This is a genomic window from Kitasatospora sp. cg17-2 (assembly GCF_054031055.1).
Genome location: NZ_CM132923.1, coordinates 3,159,333 through 3,175,563 on the forward strand (window position 1 = coordinate 3,159,333; position 16,231 = coordinate 3,175,563).

Sequence of the window (16,231 nt, forward strand, 5' to 3'; positions counted from 1 at the left end):
CCCGGCGCGTCACGCGCCGGGCCCTCCTCCGTCGTCCTGCCGCCGCTACTCCGCGGCACCCGCGTCCGGGGCGGCCGGGGGCTCCTCGGCCTTCTTCCGGTCCTGCGCCGCGCCCTCCTCGATGACCGCCTCGGCCACCGCCGCCATCGTCATCCGGCGGTCCATCGAGGTCTTCTGGATCCACCGGAACGCGGCCGGCTCGTTCAGCCCGAACTTGGTCTGGAGCACGCTCTTCGCCCGGTCCACCAGCTTCCGGGTCTCCAGCCGCTGGGTGAGATCCGCGATCTCCTCCTCCAGCGTCCGCATCTCCGTGTACCGGGACACCGCCATCTCGATCGCCGGCACCAGGTCGCTCTTGGAGAACGGCTTGACGATGTACGCCATCGCCCCCGCGTCCCGCGCCCGGTCCACCAGCTCGCGCTGCGAGAACGCGGTCAGCATCAGCACCGGCGCCAGGTGCGCCTCGTGGATCTGCTCGGCCGCGGACAGCCCGTCCAGCACCGGCATCTTCACGTCCAGGATCGCCAGATCCGGCTTCAGCTCCTGGACCAGCCGGACCGCCGTGGCCCCGTCCCCGGCCTCGCCGACGACGGTGTACCCCTCCTCCTCCAGCATCTCCTTCAGATCGAGGCGGATCAGCGCCTCGTCCTCGGCGATCACAATCCTGGTGATCTGGGGCGAATCGGTCTCAAGCGGCTCTGCCTGCTCGTCGGCGGTGCTCACGGGGCTCCTCGTTCCGGCGGGGTACTGCATGCACGAGGGTACCTAGACACGGTATGTTTGAACTCAGCAGGGTCGGGGGCCAGCCTTCGAATCCGCACTCGCCCCGGTAGCCCAGCGGTAGAGGCAATGGTCTCAAACACCATCCAGCGTGGGTTCGAATCCCACCCGGGGTACTTTTCCTTCGATTCCAAAACCGGTCGAAGCGGGCCGCCAGTGGGCGGTCTTCAGTATTCCGCATGAAGACCCGCCCGATCCCGGACGACCGCCGCGAGCAGTCAGCTCGCCCGGTCCAGAGGTTCCAGCTCCACGGTGAGACGCATGCCGAGGGCCGAGGCGAGCCGCTCGAGAACAACAATGGTGGGCATCGTGCCACCGGTCTCGAACCGGGCGACGGCGGGCTGCTGCATGCCGCACGCCGCCGCGAGTTGGGCCTGCGTCATTCCGAGTGCCTCCCGGCGGAGCCGGACGGCCTCGCCGAGCTCGAACCTGATACGAGCCGCTTCGTAGGCCGCACCCGCACCCGGTCGGCCCAGGATCTCCTCACGCACAGCACGCCAGGACGTCCGGTCGCTCATTCCGCTCACTCCTCCTCGTCGACGGAGTGCTGCTCCGCCACGCAGCGCGCCAGTGCCCGCCGGGCCCGGTCGACCTCGGCGGTCTCCCGCATCCGGGTCTTGCGGAAGACCGTGAGCAGGATGATCCTCCTGCCCGGCGCGATCCAGTAGGTGACCCGCATGTCGAGCTCGACCAGATGGAAGCGCAGTTCGCGGAGCTTGCCGTCCAATTGCCTGCTGTAGGGCTCACCGAGCAACGGGCCGCGGTCGGAGAGCAGGTCCACGTAGAACGCCACGGTTTCCTGTGCGTCCTGGCCCAGCCCGAGGATCCAGTCCCGCACCTCCGGCTCGAGCTCCACTTCTCCCCATGTCATAACACGGATGTTATGAAGGCGCCAGCGGTCCGCCACGCCGCCCGAGGCGCGAGGAGGGCGACATTCCCCAATACGGGGGATGCCGCCCTCGCACGAATGATCCGGGCTCGGTCAGTTGTCCAGGGCGCCCACGTGGTGGACGCGGACGAGGTTGGTGGAGCCGGCGAGGCCGGGCGGGGAGCCGGCGGTGATGACGACGATGTCGCCCTTCTCGCAGCGGCCCAGGGAGAGCAGCGCGGCGTCCACCTGTTCGACCATCTCGTCGGTGGTGGGCACGAACGGGCCGAGGAAGGTCTCCACGCCCCAGGTGAGTGCCAACTGGCTGCGGACGGCGGGTTCGTAGGTGAAGGCCAGGACCGGGATCGGCGAGCGGTAGCGGGTCAGCCGGCGGGCGGTGTCGCCGGACTGGGTGAAGGCGATCAGGTACTTGGCGTGCAGGAAGTCGCCGATCTCGGCGGCCGCCCGGGCGACCGCGCCGCCCTGGGTGCGGGGCTTGTTGCTCGGGGTGAGGACGGGCAGGCCGTCGGCGAGGACGTCCTGCTCGGCGGCCTCGATGATCCGGCCCATGGTGCGGACCGTCTCGGACGGGTACTTGCCGACCGAGGTCTCGCCGGAGAGCATCACCGCGTCCGTGCCGTCGAGGACGGCGTTGGCGACGTCGGAGGCCTCGGCGCGGGTCGGCCGCGAGGAGTTGATCATCGAGTCGAGCATCTGGGTCGCGACGATGACCGGCTTGGCGTTCCGGCGGGCGAGTTTGACCGCCCGCTTCTGCACCATCGGCACCAGTTCCAGCGGCATCTCCACGCCCAGGTCGCCGCGGGCGACCATGATGCCGTCGAAGCGGTCGACGATGGAGTCGAGGTTCTGCACCGCCTGCGGCTTCTCGATCTTGGCGATGACCGGGACCCGGCGGCCCTCCTCGTCCATCACCCGGTGGACGTCCTCGACGTCGCGGCCGCTGCGGACGAAGGAGAGCGCGATCAGGTCGGCCCCGGTCCGCAGGGCCCAGCGCAGGTCGGCGACGTCCTTGTCGCTGAGCGCGGGCACCGAGACGGCGATCCCGGGGAGGTTGAGGCCCTTGTGGTCGGAGACGAGGCCGCCCTCGACGACGAGGCAGCGGACCCGGGGCCCGTCGACCTCGACGACCTCCAGGGTGACCCGCCCGTCGTCGACGAGGATCCGCTCACCGGCGGTGACGTCCTCCGCCAGGCCGGGGTACGTGGTGCCGCAGCCGTTCTGGTCCCCTTCGACGCCCTTGTCGGTGGAGATGGTGAACTCGTCGCCGCGTTCGAGAAGTACCGGGCCCTCGGCGAAGGTTCCGAGGCGGATCTTCGGGCCTTGAAGGTCGGCGAGCACGCCGATACTGCGGCCGCTCTCGTCGGCGGCCTTGCGGACCCGGCGGTAGCGCTCCTCGTGCTCGATGTGGGAGCCGTGGCTCAGGTTGAATCGGGCGATGTCCATCCCGGCGTCGACCAGGGACTTGATCTGGTCGTAGGTGTCGGTGGCGGGCCCGAGGGTACAGACGATTTTTGCTCGGCGCATAGTGCTGAGAGTAGGCATTACCGGCGCGTAACGTCGATGCCGGTCCGGACAACGGGATGGCCGTTGCCGTAAGGAGAGTTGAACAATCTGACACAACGTCGGACCGGAGTGCGAGAGGTTCCCGGAAGTCGGTCCGCACTCGATCCCCGATGCGATTCCGTGAAGGGCTGTTCACCCCCGGTTCATCAGGACTTCCGCCCCCGCTCCCGGCCCGGCGGGACGCTCGTCACCCGGGTGGGGAGAGAACGTTGTGACGAGGGGGGAAGCTTCCGGCATGAAGCGCGTGATCGGAGTACTGACGGTACTTCTGGTGCTCGGGGGTCTGGTGTTCGCGGTCGTGAACAGAAAGAAGGACCCCGAGCCCGGTCCGGACAAGCCCGACGGGATCGTCACCCTCACCGGCATGGTCGGCTCGGAGAAGGGCGCGTTCTTCGACGACCAGCAGGTCAAGGACGCCCTTAAGGCCCGCGGGCTGGTGGTGAACACCCAGAGCGCCGGCTCCTGGCAGATGGGCGATCTCAAGAACGACAACCTGGACTTCGTCTTCCCGGCGAGCCAGCAGCCCGCCGAGGCGATCAAGGCGGCCCACAATCTGAAGAGCACCCCGACCCGGCCGTTCTACTCGCCGCTGGTGATCGTCACGTACCAGAAGACCGCCCAGGTGCTGAAAGACAACAACCTGGCGTCCTACGACGAGGCGAGCCACGTCTGGAAGTTCTCGATGAAGGGCTTCCTCGACGGCGTCGACAACAGGACGACCTGGCAGAAGCTCCCGAATCCGCCCGCGGACCAGAAGCCGGGCGACCTCGTCGGATCCATCTTCCTGACCACCACCAACCCCGAGACGTCCTCCTCGGGGGCCCTGTACCTCGCCATGGTGTCCTACCTGCTGAACGCCAACCAGGTGATCCCGGCACCGGCGGGGGTGACGCCGCAGATCGGCGACAAGCTGCAGGCGGTCATCACCCCGCAGGGAGTCATGAAGAACTCCACCGAGGAACCGTTCATGGACTTCGTGTCCGGCAACGGCCGTCCGCTGGTGCTGGCGTACGAGTCCCAGGCGCTCGAACTGGTCCTGAAGAAGAAGGCCCCGACGGACATGGTGATGCTCTACCCGGACACCACCGTGGTCTCCGACCACACGATCGTCGCCTTCAACGACAAGGGCCAGCGGCTCGCCGACGCGCTGGCCGACGACCCGGCGCTGCGCGACCTGGAGATCAAGTACGGCTTCCGGCCGTCGGGCGCGGCGGGAGCGACGGCGTTCGCCGCCAAGGTCCAGGAAGCGCAGAACGGCAACCCGGAGGCGAAGTTCGCCTTCGCACCCGACCTGGGTGTCGCGAAGGTCGGGCAGGCCACGGTGCCGACGCCGGCGGTCATGAGTGCCCTGGTCAACGCCGCGAAGGCCAAGTGAGGGGGGACATGAGGACTGGAGCGAGCACGATGCGCAGGAGTGGTGTGCGGGGCCTGATGGCCGGTCTGGCGCTGCTGGTGGCGACGTCGGTGGCGGCGTGCACGTCGTCGCCCGCGCCGCCGCCGAAGACCGGGCCCAGCGATCCGCCGGCGGCCAGCGCGCAGCCGGGGGTGCTGCGGGTGCTGGCCGGCAGTGAACTCCAGGACATGGCGCCGGTGCTGGAGGAGGCCCAGAAGGCCACCGGGGTGACGGTGCAGTTCGCCTGGACCGGTTCGCTGGACGGCGCGGACGCGGTGTCCGCGGGCCGGACCGACGGCAAGTACGACGCGATCTGGTTCCCGTCGAACCAGTACCTGCACCTGGACGACGGGAGCAAGTCGAAGCTGCTCTCGGAGACGCCGATCATGGCCTCGCCGGTCGCGTTCGGCATCCGCTCCGCGGTGCTGGGCGACCTGGGCTGGGGCGACGGCTCCAAGGTGACCTGGGGCAATCTGGCGGAGGCCGCGTCCGGCGGCAAGCTGTCCTACGGCATGGCGGACCCGTCGCGGTCGAACTCCGGCTTCTCGGCGCTGGTGTCGGTGGCCTCGGCCTTCTCGGGCGCGAATTCGGCGCTGACCGAGGCGGACGTGCAGAAGGCGACGCCGCAGCTGAAGCAGTTCTTCACCGGCCAGAGGCTGACCTCCGGCTCCTCGGGCTGGCTGGCGCAGGCGTACAGCCGGGCGGAGCGGGGCTCGATCGGCGCGCTGGTGAACTACGAGTCGGTGCTGCTGTCGATGAACAAGACGCTGGCCGCCGACCAGCAGCTCACGGTGGTCCGTCCGATGGACGGCGTCGTCTCGGCGAACTACCCGTTGACGCTGCTGAGTTCCTCGGCGCAGCGGGAGCGGGAGTCGTTCCAGCGGCTCACCTCCTACCTGCTGAAGGAGGATGTGCAGAAGCGGATCTCGGAGCTGACGCTGCGCCGTCCGGTGACGGCGGGGGTGGCTCCGGCGGCGGGGCTGCCGACGGACCGGCGGCACGAGCTGCCGTTCCCCGGCACCCGGGCGGTGGCGGACGGGCTGCTGTCCTCGTACCAGAACGAGCTGCGTCGGCCGTCGCGCACGGTGTACGTGCTGGACACCTCGGGCTCGATGGCGGGGCCGCGGCTGTCCTCGCTGAAGTCGGCGATGGGTCGGCTGACGGGTGCGGACGACACCCGGGGGGTGCGGCGGTTCCGGGACCGGGAGGAGGTCACGCTGATCTCGTTCGCCTCGAAGGTGAAGTCGACGAAGACGCATTCGGTGCCGACCGGTGCGGGGGCGCAGCAGGAGCTGGCGTCGATCAACGGGGATGTGCAGGCGTTGTCGGCGGACGGCGGGACGGCGGTGTACTCCTCGTTGCAGGAGGCGTACCGGGTGATCCAGCGGCAGCAGTCGGCGGCGGGGGACGACCGGTTCACCTCGATCGTGCTGATGACGGACGGGGAGAGCAACGAGGGGGCGTCGGACAAGGACTTCCGGACGTTCTACGGGGGGTTGTCCTCGGCGCAGAAGGCGACGCCGGTGTTCCCGATCCTGTTCGGTGACGCGGCGAAGGACCAGTTGCAGGGGATCGCCGAGCTGACGGGCGGGAAGCTGTTCGACGGGACGGGTTCGCTGGACGGGGCGTTCGAGGAGATCCGTGGCTACCAGTAACGGTGGCGGGAGCGACCCCGGCGGGCCGGGTGGCCGGTTCTGGGCGTATCTGACCTCTGTCCGGCATTTCGTGGCGGCCGGGGCGGCGGTGGCGGGGGCGGGGGCGGCGGTCGGGTTGCAGAGTCCGGTGGCGCTCTCGGCGCTGCTGGTGGCCGGGCCGTACGTCGCGACGGTGGCGCTGTGGCCGTCCGCTCCGGCGCCGCCGGAGGGGCCGGACGGTCCGTCGGGCGGGAAGGGTCCGTCGGGCGGGGAGGGTCCGCCCGGGCCGCCGGGCCCCGCGGAACCGGAGTCGGAACCGGAGTCGGAGCCGGGGCCCGGGCCGAGGCCGGCCGCGCGGAAGTCGCCGCTGGGTGTCTCGCTGCGTGCGCAGCCGGCGGGAGCGGCGGCGGCCGGGGCCGTGCCCCGGTCGGCGCCGCCGGTGGCCCCGGTGGCCCCGGTTCCGTCGGTGCTCTGGCCGCAGTTGGAGGAGTTGGCGGCGTTCGTCGGCTCGGCGCCGCTGCCGCCGTCGGCGAATGTGCCGGGGTTGCTGGAGCGGCTGCGTACAGCCGGGCCGGGGCCGACCACCGAGCCGATCGTCCGGCGGCGGCTGCCGCTGGCGGTGGACGGCTATCTGCGGGCGCTGACCTGGCAGCCGTGGGCGGTGGACGGGGCCGACCCGGCGGCCGAACTGGCCCGGGCGGTGGACGAGATGGCGGCTCTGGTGCCGGCTTCCTGACGCCGTCGCGGTAGGAGTGGTACGGCCCCGGTCCCCCGTGGACCGGGGCCGTTCGCCTGCCCGGCGCGCGCCGCCGCCCGCCCCGTCCGCGCCCCGGCCCCGTCCGCGCCACCGCCCGTCCCGTCAGGCCTCCAGCACGCCGGGCAGTTCGAGGCGGCGGCGCACCCCCAGTTTGCGGAAGCTGTTGGTGAGGTGGGTCTCGACGGTCCGGACCGCGAGGTGCAGCATGGCGGCGATCTCGGCGTTGGAGTGCCCGGCGGCGGCGAGTCGGCAGATCCGCAGTTCGCTGTCGGTGAGCGCCTCGGCCCCGGCGTGGTCGCCGCGGCCGATGCGTGCGCCGGAGACCCGCAGTGCCTCCAGTGCGGCGGCCCGCTGCCGGACGGCGCCGAGGCGTTCGGCGCGCCCGGCGGCCTCGCGCAGGGCCCGTCGGGCGGCGCCGCGCCGGCCGCCGTCGCCGAGCAGCCGGCCGTAGGTGATGAGGGCGGGGACGAGTTCGGTGTCGATCTCGGCGGTGCGCAGCAGTTGGACGGCCTCGGCGGCGAGGTCGAGGCCGTGCCGGCCGCCGGTGGCGGCGGCGAGGGCGCGCAGGGCGCGGCCGACGGTGCGCGGGGTGCCCCAGACCCGGGCGAGGCGGAGTTCCTCCTCGGCGAGGGCGACGGCGGGGCCGGGTTCGCCGAGTTGGAGGTGGCATTCGGCGGCGGCGGAGCGCCAGGGGGTGACGATGGGGCTGTGGACCTGGCGTTCGCCCTGGCGGCGGCCGCATTCCAGGAGGTCGGCGAGGGCTTCGGCGGGTTCGCCGGAGGCGAGCCGGAGCAGGCCCCGGGAGAAGAGGTACTCGTTCCATTCCCAGGAGTCCCGGGCGCGGTCGGCGGCGACGGCGCGGGCGAGGCCGTGGGCCTGCCAGAGCCGGCCGGTCTCGACGAGGGCGATGACGGCCTGGGCGACGAGGTGGGCGTTCTGCTGGCCGAGGAGTTCGGCGTAGCGGCCGGGGCCGGTGTCCTCGGCGGCGGGGCGGGGTTCCGGGGCGGTGCCGTGGGCAGGGGCCGGGGCAGGAGCGGGGGCGGGGCCGGGGGCGGAGGTGCTCCAGGCGGACGGCCTGGGCAGTCCCGGCGGGCCCCAGGGGGTGGCCGGGAGGGCCGGGCGGGCGGGGGTCCGGCCGGGCGGCGCGGTGCCGGTGGAGGAGCCGGGGGCGGTGAGGGCGTAGTCCTCCAGCAGGGCCTGGTACTCGCCGCGCATGATCCTGGCCTCGGCGCGGACGCTGAGCAGGCACTGGTAGCCGGGGTCGAGGGGGCCGCCGCGGAAGGAGGTGAGGCCGCGGACGGCGAGTTCGTCGGCCTGGTCGAGCAGGTCGGCCCACTGGCTGAGGGTGGCGAGGGAGATCAGCAGGTAGGAGCGGCAGAGCGGGTCGACGGGCGAGGCCTCGAGCTCGCGGACGCGTTCGCCGACCTCGGTGGCGGCGAGCAGGCCGCTGGTGGCGTCGAACTCGGTGAGCAGCGCGTAGGCGGGCGGCGCCAGCCGGTGCGGGGTGCGGGCGGCGAGGCGCTGGAGTCCTTCGACGACCTGGAGCCAGCTGCGGCCGTCGTGGGCGGCGATCTGGGCGGTGGCGGCCTGGACGGCGTGGAGGACGTCCTCCTGGTCGGCGAACCGGTGCGCCAGCTCGTCCATGAGTTCGATGGCGGCGGCGGTGTCGCCGCGGGTGGCGAGGACGGCGCCGAGGGTTCCGGCGGCGCGGAAGACGCCTTCGTCGGTCTGCTGGAGGTGGACGGCCTCGGCGAGGTGGCGCAGGCCGATGGTGCGTTCGGCGGGGCCGAGGGTGACTTCGAGGCTGCCGAGTTCGGAGAGCAGGAGTCCGCGCCGGCGGTCGCTGAGGGGTTCGGCGAGGACGCGGCGCAGCAGGGCGACGGCGTCGGCGGGGCGGTCGGTGTCGGCGGCCCCGCGGGCGGCGCGGCGCAGGGTGTCGGCGGCCCAGTGGGGGGCGGGGGCGGGGGTGAGCAGGAGGTGGCCGGCGACGAGTTCGTCGGGGGCGCCGGCGTGGTGGAGGTGCTCGGCGGCGGCGAGGTGGACGTCGGCGCGGTGGCCGGGGGCGTGGCCGGTGAGGACGGCGTCGGCGAGCAGGGGGTGGGCGAAGCGGGGCCAGTGGCCGGCGTCGGGGGTGTGGAGGTGGTGGTGGGCGGTGAGGTCGGCGAGCCAGCCGGTGAGGCGGCCGGGGTCGGCGGCGGCGAGGTGGGCGAGCAGGGGGACGGGGTCCAGCGGCGGGGTGCCGGGGGCGGGGACGGCGTCGGCGGCGGGGTGCTCGCGCATCCGGGCGAGGACCCGGGCGGCGGTGACGGCGCGTTCGCCGGCGCCGTGCAGCCAGGTCTCGACGGCTTCGGCGAAGGCGCCGCCGGGGAGGGCGCCGCACTGCTCGGGGAGGGTCGGCGGGAGCGTTCCGGCCGGGGTCGCGTCGAGCGCGGCGGCGACGCTCCCGCCGTCCCCGCTGTGCCCTCCCTCCGCCGCCGCGAGGTCGGCGAGCAGCGCGGTGAGCAGCAGCGGGTTGCCCCCGGTGGCGCGGGCGCAGTCGGCGGCCAGGCCGGGGGGCGTGCCGGGTCCGAGCCGCTGTCCGGCGAGCAGGACGGCCGCCGGGGTGCCGAGCGGGGCGAGCCGCAGGGTGGTGGCGAGTTCGGGCGGCAGGTCGCGGGCGAAGCGGTCGGTCCCGCCGGTGAGGGTGGCCTGCCGGCGTTCGGTGGCTATCAGCAGGGCGGGCAGGCGGTCGATGCGGCGGGCGACCTGGCGCAGCCAGCGGCGGGAGGGCTCGTCGGCGAGGTGGATGTCGTCGATCGCGAGCAGCAGCGGGTGGTGGGTGCCGTGCAGCCGGAGCAGGGACCAGAGGGTGGACTCGGCGGTGTCGGGCTCCAGGCCGGCGGCGGCGGCCTCGGCGGGGCCCGCGGCGGCCGTGCGGGGGGTCCAGGCGGTGTGGACGTAGGGGCCGGCGGGGGTCGGGCCGGTGTCGAAGAGCTGGCGGGCGGCCGCGTAGGGGGTGGTGGCCTCCTCGGTGGAGCAGCGGGCGCGCAGCACGGTGGTGCCGTCGGCGGCGGCGCGGCGGGCGGCCTCGGCGAGGAGCGCGGTGCGGCCGGTGCCGACGGCACCCGTGAGCAGCAGGACGTGGCCGGTGCCGCGGCGGGCGCCGGCGGCCCGGTCGGCGATCAGCCGCAGGTGCGGTTCGCGGTCCACGAGCCGGGTGGACGTGGCGGTGCTCATTCAGGTGCTCCTCTTTGCCCTTCCCGGATCTTCGTCGGTGTCCGAACGGGCACTGCCTGTCGTTCTACCGGGAAAACGGCTTGACGTCCTAACCACGCGTTACTGGCGAGTCAGGTTTCCGCGCCGCGGACGGACTTTCCCGCCCGGGCCGCTCCGGTCCGCTCCGGGTCGCCCGGGCTGTCCGATTCGACGGTTTCGCGGTGTTCCGGCGGCTCCTCGACCCACCTCTCCCGTGTTCCAGACCACCTGGGGGGTCGAAAACGTTGCCTCCCCCGATCGGCGGGGACCACTCGGCGGGCCCGATCTCGTGGTGGACCACGATGGCCGGGAGGCTGCCCGGGCGGGAAGCATGGTGGTTGATTCCGGGGCACGGGCAGCGCTCCCGGATCGCCGTCGAAACGGTCGGCCTGCCCGGGTGGGGCGCCACGCCCTGACGTTCGGGGTCCGCCGGGTGGCCGGGCCGGCTTCTCCAGGAGGGGGCCAGATTTGACTGTTCTGCACACCGAGTACGACCGCCGGGGCACCGCGGTGGGGTCGTCCGGGTCGGCGTCCGCCACCCGCACGGTCCCGCCGCAGCGCCCGACGGCGTCCCGCTCGGTCACCACGAACACCCATGCCGTCGGTACCGCCGCGGCAGCCGTCCACCCCCAGGCCGCCGTCGCCGTCCGCGGTGCGGCCGGGGCCGGGCGGGCGGTCGCCGCGGCGGCGGCCCGCACCTCGACGGTGCCGGTCGCCGTCCAGGCCGCCGATCCGCTGTCCCGCGCCGGGGCGGAGGCGCAGCTGCGCCGCTTCCCCGGGGTGGCGGTGGTCGACCCCAGCGGTGCGGCCGGTCCGGGCACGGTGACCGTGCTGGTCGCCGAGTCCGCCGACGCGGCCGCGACGGCGGCCCTGCGCCGGCTGGTCCGCGGCGCCGGGCAGCGGGTGGTGCTGGTGGTCGAGCGGCTGCGCGAGACGGAGCTGATGGAGGCCGTCGAGTGCGGGGTGGCGGCGATCCTGTGGCGGCGGGAGGCGACACCGGAGCGGCTGGGCCGGGCGGTGCTGGCCGCGGCCCGGGGCGACGGCGACCTGCCGGCCGACCTCCAGGGGCGGCTGATCGCCCAGGTGGGGCGGCTGCAGCGGTCCGTCCAGGGCATGCCGGGCCAGGCTCCGACGGGTCTGTCGGAGCGTGAGTCGGACGTGCTGCGGCTGGTCGCCGAGGGGTGGGACACCGGGGAGATCGCGGCCCGGCTGTCGTACTCCGAGCGCACCGTGAAGAACGTGCTGCACGGCCTGACGACCCGGCTGCAGTTGCGCAACCGGGCGCACGCGGTGGCCCACGCGGTGCGCGAGGGCTACATCTAGCAGCGCCTCGCGGTACTGGGGCGGTGGTCCGGGCGGGCGGGTGCGGTACCCGCCCGCCCGGGTCACGAACGAGTCGCCAAGATCTCACCTGTTGGAAAGGTCCGGGGACTATCCGCCGGAGGGGAGCGCACGGCAGACTTCTACGCGCGTACTTCTACGCGCGTCAACGCGCCTGCCCGCCGTCACCGGCGGCGATCCCGGCCGTCGTTGACGGTCCGTTGCCGCCGTCCCCACCGGGAGAGTCGTCCATGCCCCTGAACCGCCGTGACTTCGTCACCCGGTCCGCCGCCACCGCCGCCGGCGCCGCCCTCGTGAGCGGTGGCGCCCTCGCCTCCGCCACCCCCGCGGCCGCGGCCGGACCGGACGAGGCCCGCGCCAAGGGCCGGACCAAGCGCCAGGCCTTCACCGTCATGGGCACCACCGACCTCCACGGCCGGGTGCTCAACTGGGACTACTTCACCGACGCCGTCTACGCCGACAAGGCGCACAACGAGGTCGGCCTCGCCAAGATCTCCACGCTGGCCAAGCAGGTCCGCGAGGAGAAGGGCTGGGACCGCTGCCTGCTCATCGACGCCGGTGACACCATCCAGGGCACCCAGCTGACCTACTACTACGCCCGGGTCGAGCCGATCGCCACCGAGGCCGACACCGCGCCCGAGCACCCGATGGCGCTCGCCATGAACACCATGGAGTACACCGCCGCCGCGCTCGGCAACCACGAGTTCAACTACGGCATCGACACCCTGCGCGCATACGAGGAGCAGCTGGACTTCCCGCTGCTCGGCGCCAACGCGCTGAACGCCCGCAACGACAAGCCGGCCTTCCCGCCCTACGTGATCCGCAAGGTGAAGCTGGGCAACGCCGGCCCGGCGCTGAAGGTCGGCATCGTCGGCCTCACCAACCCGGGCATCGCGATCTGGGACAAGGCGAACGTCGCCGGCAAGATGACCTTCCCGGGCATCGTCGAGACGGCGAAGATCTGGGTGCCGAAGGTCAAGGTCGCCGGCGCCGACGTCGTCGTGGTCGCGTGCCACTCCGGCATGGACGAGGCCACCTCCTACGGCGACCAGCTGCCCTGGGGCGAGAACGTCTCGGTCGCGCTGGCCGAGCAGGTGCCCGGCATCGACGCCGTCCTGGTGGGCCACGCCCACAAGGAGATCCCGCAGCGCCTGGTCGTCAACAAGGAGACCGGGAAGACCGTCGTGCTGTCCGAGCCGCTGTGCTGGGGCCAGCGGCTGACCTGCTTCGACTTCGAGGTCGAGTACGCCGGCGGCGCGTGGAAGGTCGTCTCGCTCTCCTCCCGGGTGCTGAACTCCAACACCGTCCCGGAGGACCCGGAGATCGTCGGCCTGATGACCGAGCAGCACAAGAAGGTCGTCGAGTACGTCAACCAGGTCATCGGCACCGCCAAGGTCGCGCTGTCCATCGCCGACGCGCCGTTCAAGGACACCCCGATCATCGACCTCATCGGCCGGGTCCAGGCCGACGTGGTGCGCGCCGCGCTGGCCGGCGGCCAGTACGCCAAGCTGCCGGTGCTCGCCCAGGCCGCGCCGTTCAACCGCAGCGCCGTCATCCCGGCCGGCCAGGTCAAGCTGCGCGACGCGGCCGGCCTGTACATCTACGAGAACACCCTGGAGGCCCGGATCCTGACGGGCGCCCAGATCAAGGACTACCTGGAGTTCTCGGCCAAGTACTACAACCAGCTCGCCCCGGGCGCGCCGGTCGACAAGGCCACCCTGACCAACGCCCAGAACACCCCGGACTACAACTACGACTCGGTGTACGGCGTTTCGTACGACATCGACGTCGCCCAGCCGGTCGGCTCGCGAATCGTCAACCTGAGCTTCGACGGGAAGCCGATCGACCCGACCGCCCAGTTCGTCCTCGCGGTGAACAACTACCGCGCCAACGGCGGCGGCAACTTCCCGCACGTCGCGGCCGCCCAGAAGGTGTGGGCGAACTCGGACGAGATCCGCAACGCGATGATCGCCTGGGTGAAGGAGAAGGGCGTCATCGACCCGGCCGACTTCGCCGCCGAGTCCTGGCGCCTGGTCCGGGCCGGCCAGCCGGTCTTCTGACCGGTCCGGCCCGCGGCCGGAAGCCCGGTCCCACGGCCGGAGCAGCGAGCCCGGCCCGCACGGCCGGAACAGCCCCCGGGGCCCGTACCCCGGGGGCTGTTCCCCCTCCCCGCGCAGCCCCCCGCCGGTAGCCTGGCCCGTATGCGGACCATCGCCACCTGGACCCTGGATGCCCCGCCCCCGCCCGACGTGCCGGCCGAGTTCCGCACCCCCTGCACCCGGGTCGGACGGGACCTGCGGCACCTGCCCGCCGGCGCGCGACTGCCGGACGGCGTCCGCTGGGAGCTCTCCGAGGAGCCCTGGTCCGGCTTCCTGCTCGGCCTCGGCAGCACCCTCGGCCTGCGGTACACCCTCGAAGTGGACCCCTACCTGCCGCCCGGGCCGCTCACCGCGCTGGTCGCCGAACAGGTGCAGGACCACGTCACCGGCTACGAGTTCCTCCAGTGGCCGACCTGCCCCGGCCACGTCCACCTGCTGGTGCCGGCCGCGGACCCGGCCGACGCGGAACGGGCCCGCTGGCACTGCCGGCGGTCCGGCCGCCCCCTCGCCCTCATCGGCGACCTGAGCGCCGTCTCCTGAGTCAGGGAGCGTTCTCGAACCCGCGCCCGCGGGGCTGCACCGGGGGCTGGACCAGCTCCGCCATCGCCTCCCGCTCGATCCGGGCCAGCTCCGCCAGCAGCGCCCCGGCCCGCGCCAGGTGTGCCGCGTCCCCGCTCTCCCCCGCCGCGGCGACCAGGGCGGCCACCTCGGTCCAGCCGGCCGCCGCCTCGGCGTAGCGGTCGCGGGCGGCCCGCACCCGGGCGTCGTCGAGCAGCTCGGCGCACTCGCCGAGGAAGTCCCGGTACAGGTTGCGGAACAGCGCCCCGCCGGTGCCCGCCAGCTCCATCGTCTCCGCGGCCTGCGGCAGTTGGCGGCCCGGGTCGGTGGCACGGGTCAGCCAGCCCGGCACCAGCGCGGCTGCCTTGGCGATCCCCCGGTGACCGAGGTTGGCGATCGGCGGATGCAGGAACGCCTCCGCGCAGTCGGCCATGGCCGGCGCCAACAGCTTGTGCAGCTCGGGCAGTTCGCCGCGCCGTGCGAGGGTGAAGGAACGGTTGCGGGCGGTCATCGGGCCGCGTTCGGCGCGCGCCGCCGCGAGCGAGGCCAGACCGGTGCGGACGGCGCCGCCCTGCTGCGCGGTGTCCACCAGGTGGGCGTCGTGCGCGTCGTGGCCGAGCATCGCGACCATGTGCCCGCCGAAGTGCGCCTTCGAGGTGAAGTACTCCAGGTGGTAGCTGTCGAGCTGGAGCCCGACCGGGCGGCCGGCGGCGAGTCCGTCGGCCACGTTCTGCCAGGCCCGGCGGGCCGAGCCGGTCTCCCGGACGTCCAGCTCCAGCCCGAGCCGGGCGGCCAGGGTCCGGGTCGGCGCGAACGGCTTGGTCCGGCCGCCGAGGAAGGGGAAGTCCAGGCCCTTGCCGTCCCAGTAGACGAAGGACAGCCCGGCGCCGAGCCCGAACAGCATCGGCTCCGACAGCTCGACGCCCTCGTGCCGCAGCAGCACGCCCAGCGTCGTCGTCTCGCAGTGCACTCCGCCGCCCGTGCTCCAGTGCGGTCGCGTCATGATCCGTCCTCCACCCGCTCCTCGACCCGGACGACCAGCCTGGTCACCCACTCCTCCGCCGCGGCCTCGCCCGGCCCGACCAGGTACGCCTCACGGACCGGCGCCACCGGCCGCAGTCCGCGCTCGTGCACCGCCGCCAGCAACGCGTGGTACGCCAGCGGCAGTTGGGCGTACGGACCGTGGTGCACGGTCGCCAGCACCGGCCCGCCCGGCAGCACCAGCCGCTCCGGCGCCTGCGGACCGGCCGGGAACGGCGACGCCTGCGGACCGGCCGGGAGCGGCGCCTCGGCCCCCACCGCGATCCGCATCCCCTCCCCGAGGTCCAGCGGGAACAGCCCCCACAGCGGCGGCCGCCACGCCACCCCGTCCAACCCCGCCAGCAGCCGGCCGACGCACTCGCCGACCCGCTCCCCCAGCCCGGCCGGCCCGGTCACGGCCCGGACGACGGCCAGCCGCCGTTCCGGCTCCCGCTCCTCGGCGACCTCGTAGCCGGGCAGTCCGCCGCCCTCCGCGAGCCGTTCCAGCAGCTCCAGCCGGGCCCGGTCGCGGGTGATCCGCTCGGCGACCCGGTCGCGCTCGGCGCGCAGCAGCCGCGCCCGGTCCGCCTCGTCGCCGGCCAGGGTCGCGGCGATCACCGCGAGCGGCACGTCGAGTTCGCGCAGCAGGGCGACGGTCAGGGCGTCGCGGGCCCGGTCGGCGGCGTAGTAGCGGTAGCCGGTGGCGGGGTCGACCCGGGTCGGCGGCAGCAGCCCGGTGTCGTCGTAGTGGCGGAGCTGTTTGACGCTCAGCCGGCAGAGCCGGGCGAAGCGCCCGATGGTGAGGAGTTCGTCCTGTTCGCGCACGCCGCCATGGTGGACCCTCCCACCGCGGGAGGGTCCACCGCGGGGGGCCGTCCCGCGGGCGGAACGCCAGGACCACCGCCCGGCGAGACGCTGGGACATCTTCCCGAGACCGCAGGATATTCAGCCGCGCGCCCGCCC

The 16,231-nt window shown here is 73.4% G+C and carries 13 protein-coding genes and 1 tRNA gene; 7 read left to right on the forward strand and 7 right to left on the reverse strand.

The window, feature by feature from the left end; all coding sequences use genetic code 11:
• Positions 1-45 precede the first annotated feature (45 nt).
• On the reverse strand, positions 46-723 hold the full coding sequence (locus tag ACW14Y_RS12850; protein ID WP_375910266.1) for an ANTAR domain-containing response regulator: 678 nt from the start codon (positions 721-723) through the stop codon (positions 46-48).
• Between the two features lie 100 nt (positions 724-823).
• Here ACW14Y_RS12850 and ACW14Y_RS12855 point away from each other — a divergent pair.
• Positions 824-896: transfer RNA gene (locus tag ACW14Y_RS12855), tRNA-Leu, on the forward strand.
• A 102-nt stretch (positions 897-998) separates the two neighbouring features.
• On the opposite strand, the gene ACW14Y_RS12860 is transcribed toward ACW14Y_RS12855, so the two are convergent.
• From ACW14Y_RS12860 to pyk, 3 genes are all read right to left on the reverse strand, one after another.
• On the reverse strand, positions 999-1,298 hold the full coding sequence (locus ACW14Y_RS12860) for a helix-turn-helix domain-containing protein (protein WP_380309838.1): 300 nt from the start codon (positions 1,296-1,298) through the stop codon (positions 999-1,001).
• A 5-nt stretch (positions 1,299-1,303) separates the two neighbouring features.
• Positions 1,304-1,651: a type II toxin-antitoxin system RelE/ParE family toxin gene (locus tag ACW14Y_RS12865; RefSeq protein WP_380309840.1), complete on the reverse strand. Its 348-nt coding sequence runs from the start codon at positions 1,649-1,651 to the stop codon at positions 1,304-1,306.
• Between the two features lie 111 nt (positions 1,652-1,762).
• Positions 1,763-3,193, reverse strand: a complete 1,431-nt coding sequence (pyk, locus tag ACW14Y_RS12870) for a pyruvate kinase (RefSeq protein WP_340631763.1) — start codon at positions 3,191-3,193, stop codon at positions 1,763-1,765.
• A 274-nt stretch (positions 3,194-3,467) separates the two neighbouring features.
• Between pyk and ACW14Y_RS12875 the strand changes: the two genes are divergently transcribed.
• From ACW14Y_RS12875 to ACW14Y_RS12885, 3 genes are read left to right on the forward strand one after another with little or no spacing between them, the layout of a single operon-like run.
• On the forward strand, positions 3,468-4,607 hold the full coding sequence (locus ACW14Y_RS12875) for a hypothetical protein (RefSeq protein WP_402721430.1): 1,140 nt from the start codon (positions 3,468-3,470) through the stop codon (positions 4,605-4,607).
• Positions 4,608-4,636: 29 nt separating this feature from the next.
• Entirely contained in the window at positions 4,637-6,280 is a 1,644-nt protein-coding gene (locus ACW14Y_RS12880; protein ID WP_380306598.1) for a VWA domain-containing protein, read from the forward strand.
• Positions 6,267-6,995, forward strand: coding sequence for a hypothetical protein (locus ACW14Y_RS12885; protein WP_456986803.1), 729 nt, complete (start codon positions 6,267-6,269; stop codon positions 6,993-6,995). The genes ACW14Y_RS12880 and ACW14Y_RS12885 overlap by 14 nt, the downstream gene beginning before the upstream one ends.
• Positions 6,996-7,118: 123 nt before the next feature.
• On the opposite strand, the gene ACW14Y_RS12890 is transcribed toward ACW14Y_RS12885, so the two are convergent.
• Complete coding sequence (locus tag ACW14Y_RS12890) at positions 7,119-10,232, reverse strand: AAA family ATPase (protein WP_456986804.1); 3,114 nt, start codon at positions 10,230-10,232, stop codon at positions 7,119-7,121.
• Positions 10,233-10,955: 723 nt separating this feature from the next.
• On the opposite strand from ACW14Y_RS12890, the gene ACW14Y_RS12895 reads away from it, so the two are divergent.
• The 3 genes from ACW14Y_RS12895 (at position 10,956) to ACW14Y_RS12905 (ending at position 14,230) form a co-directional block, all read left to right on the forward strand.
• Positions 10,956-11,573 (forward strand): helix-turn-helix transcriptional regulator, encoded by a 618-nt coding sequence (locus tag ACW14Y_RS12895; RefSeq protein WP_051742222.1) that lies wholly within the window; start codon positions 10,956-10,958, stop codon positions 11,571-11,573.
• Between the two features lie 248 nt (positions 11,574-11,821).
• Complete coding sequence (locus tag ACW14Y_RS12900; protein WP_456986805.1) at positions 11,822-13,651, forward strand: bifunctional metallophosphatase/5'-nucleotidase; 1,830 nt, start codon at positions 11,822-11,824, stop codon at positions 13,649-13,651.
• Positions 13,652-13,792: 141 nt separating this feature from the next.
• Positions 13,793-14,230, forward strand: a complete 438-nt coding sequence (locus tag ACW14Y_RS12905) for a hypothetical protein (protein ID WP_380306590.1) — start codon at positions 13,793-13,795, stop codon at positions 14,228-14,230.
• A 1-nt stretch (position 14,231) separates the two neighbouring features.
• On the opposite strand, the gene ACW14Y_RS12910 is transcribed toward ACW14Y_RS12905, so the two are convergent.
• A complete protein-coding gene (locus tag ACW14Y_RS12910; RefSeq protein WP_456986806.1) occupies positions 14,232-15,251 on the reverse strand; it encodes a BtrH N-terminal domain-containing protein in 1,020 nt (339 codons plus the stop codon).
• Positions 15,248-16,093, reverse strand: a complete 846-nt coding sequence (locus ACW14Y_RS12915; RefSeq protein WP_456986807.1) for a MerR family transcriptional regulator — start codon at positions 16,091-16,093, stop codon at positions 15,248-15,250. The genes ACW14Y_RS12910 and ACW14Y_RS12915 overlap by 4 nt, the downstream gene beginning before the upstream one ends.
• Positions 16,094-16,231 lie beyond the last annotated feature (138 nt).

What these genes read in the sequence shown, in the direction of transcription:
- ACW14Y_RS12910 (WP_456986806.1), bottom strand. Translation starts at nt 15,251, where the DNA reads ATGACGCGACCGCACTGGAGCACGGGCGGCGGAGTGCACTGCGAGACG.
- ACW14Y_RS12880 (WP_380306598.1), top strand. Translation starts at nt 4,637, where the DNA reads ATGCGCAGGAGTGGTGTGCGGGGCCTGATGGCCGGTCTGGCGCTGCTG.
- ACW14Y_RS12890 (WP_456986804.1), bottom strand. Translation starts at nt 10,232, where the DNA reads ATGAGCACCGCCACGTCCACCCGGCTCGTGGACCGCGAACCGCACCTG.
- ACW14Y_RS12865 (WP_380309840.1), bottom strand. Translation starts at nt 1,651, where the DNA reads ATGACATGGGGAGAAGTGGAGCTCGAGCCGGAGGTGCGGGACTGGATC.
- ACW14Y_RS12875 (WP_402721430.1), top strand. Translation starts at nt 3,468, where the DNA reads ATGAAGCGCGTGATCGGAGTACTGACGGTACTTCTGGTGCTCGGGGGT.
- pyk (WP_340631763.1), bottom strand. Translation starts at nt 3,193, where the DNA reads ATGCGCCGAGCAAAAATCGTCTGTACCCTCGGGCCCGCCACCGACACC.
- ACW14Y_RS12860 (WP_380309838.1), bottom strand. Translation starts at nt 1,298, where the DNA reads ATGAGCGACCGGACGTCCTGGCGTGCTGTGCGTGAGGAGATCCTGGGC.
- ACW14Y_RS12905 (WP_380306590.1), top strand. Translation starts at nt 13,793, where the DNA reads ATGCGGACCATCGCCACCTGGACCCTGGATGCCCCGCCCCCGCCCGAC.
- ACW14Y_RS12900 (WP_456986805.1), top strand. Translation starts at nt 11,822, where the DNA reads ATGCCCCTGAACCGCCGTGACTTCGTCACCCGGTCCGCCGCCACCGCC.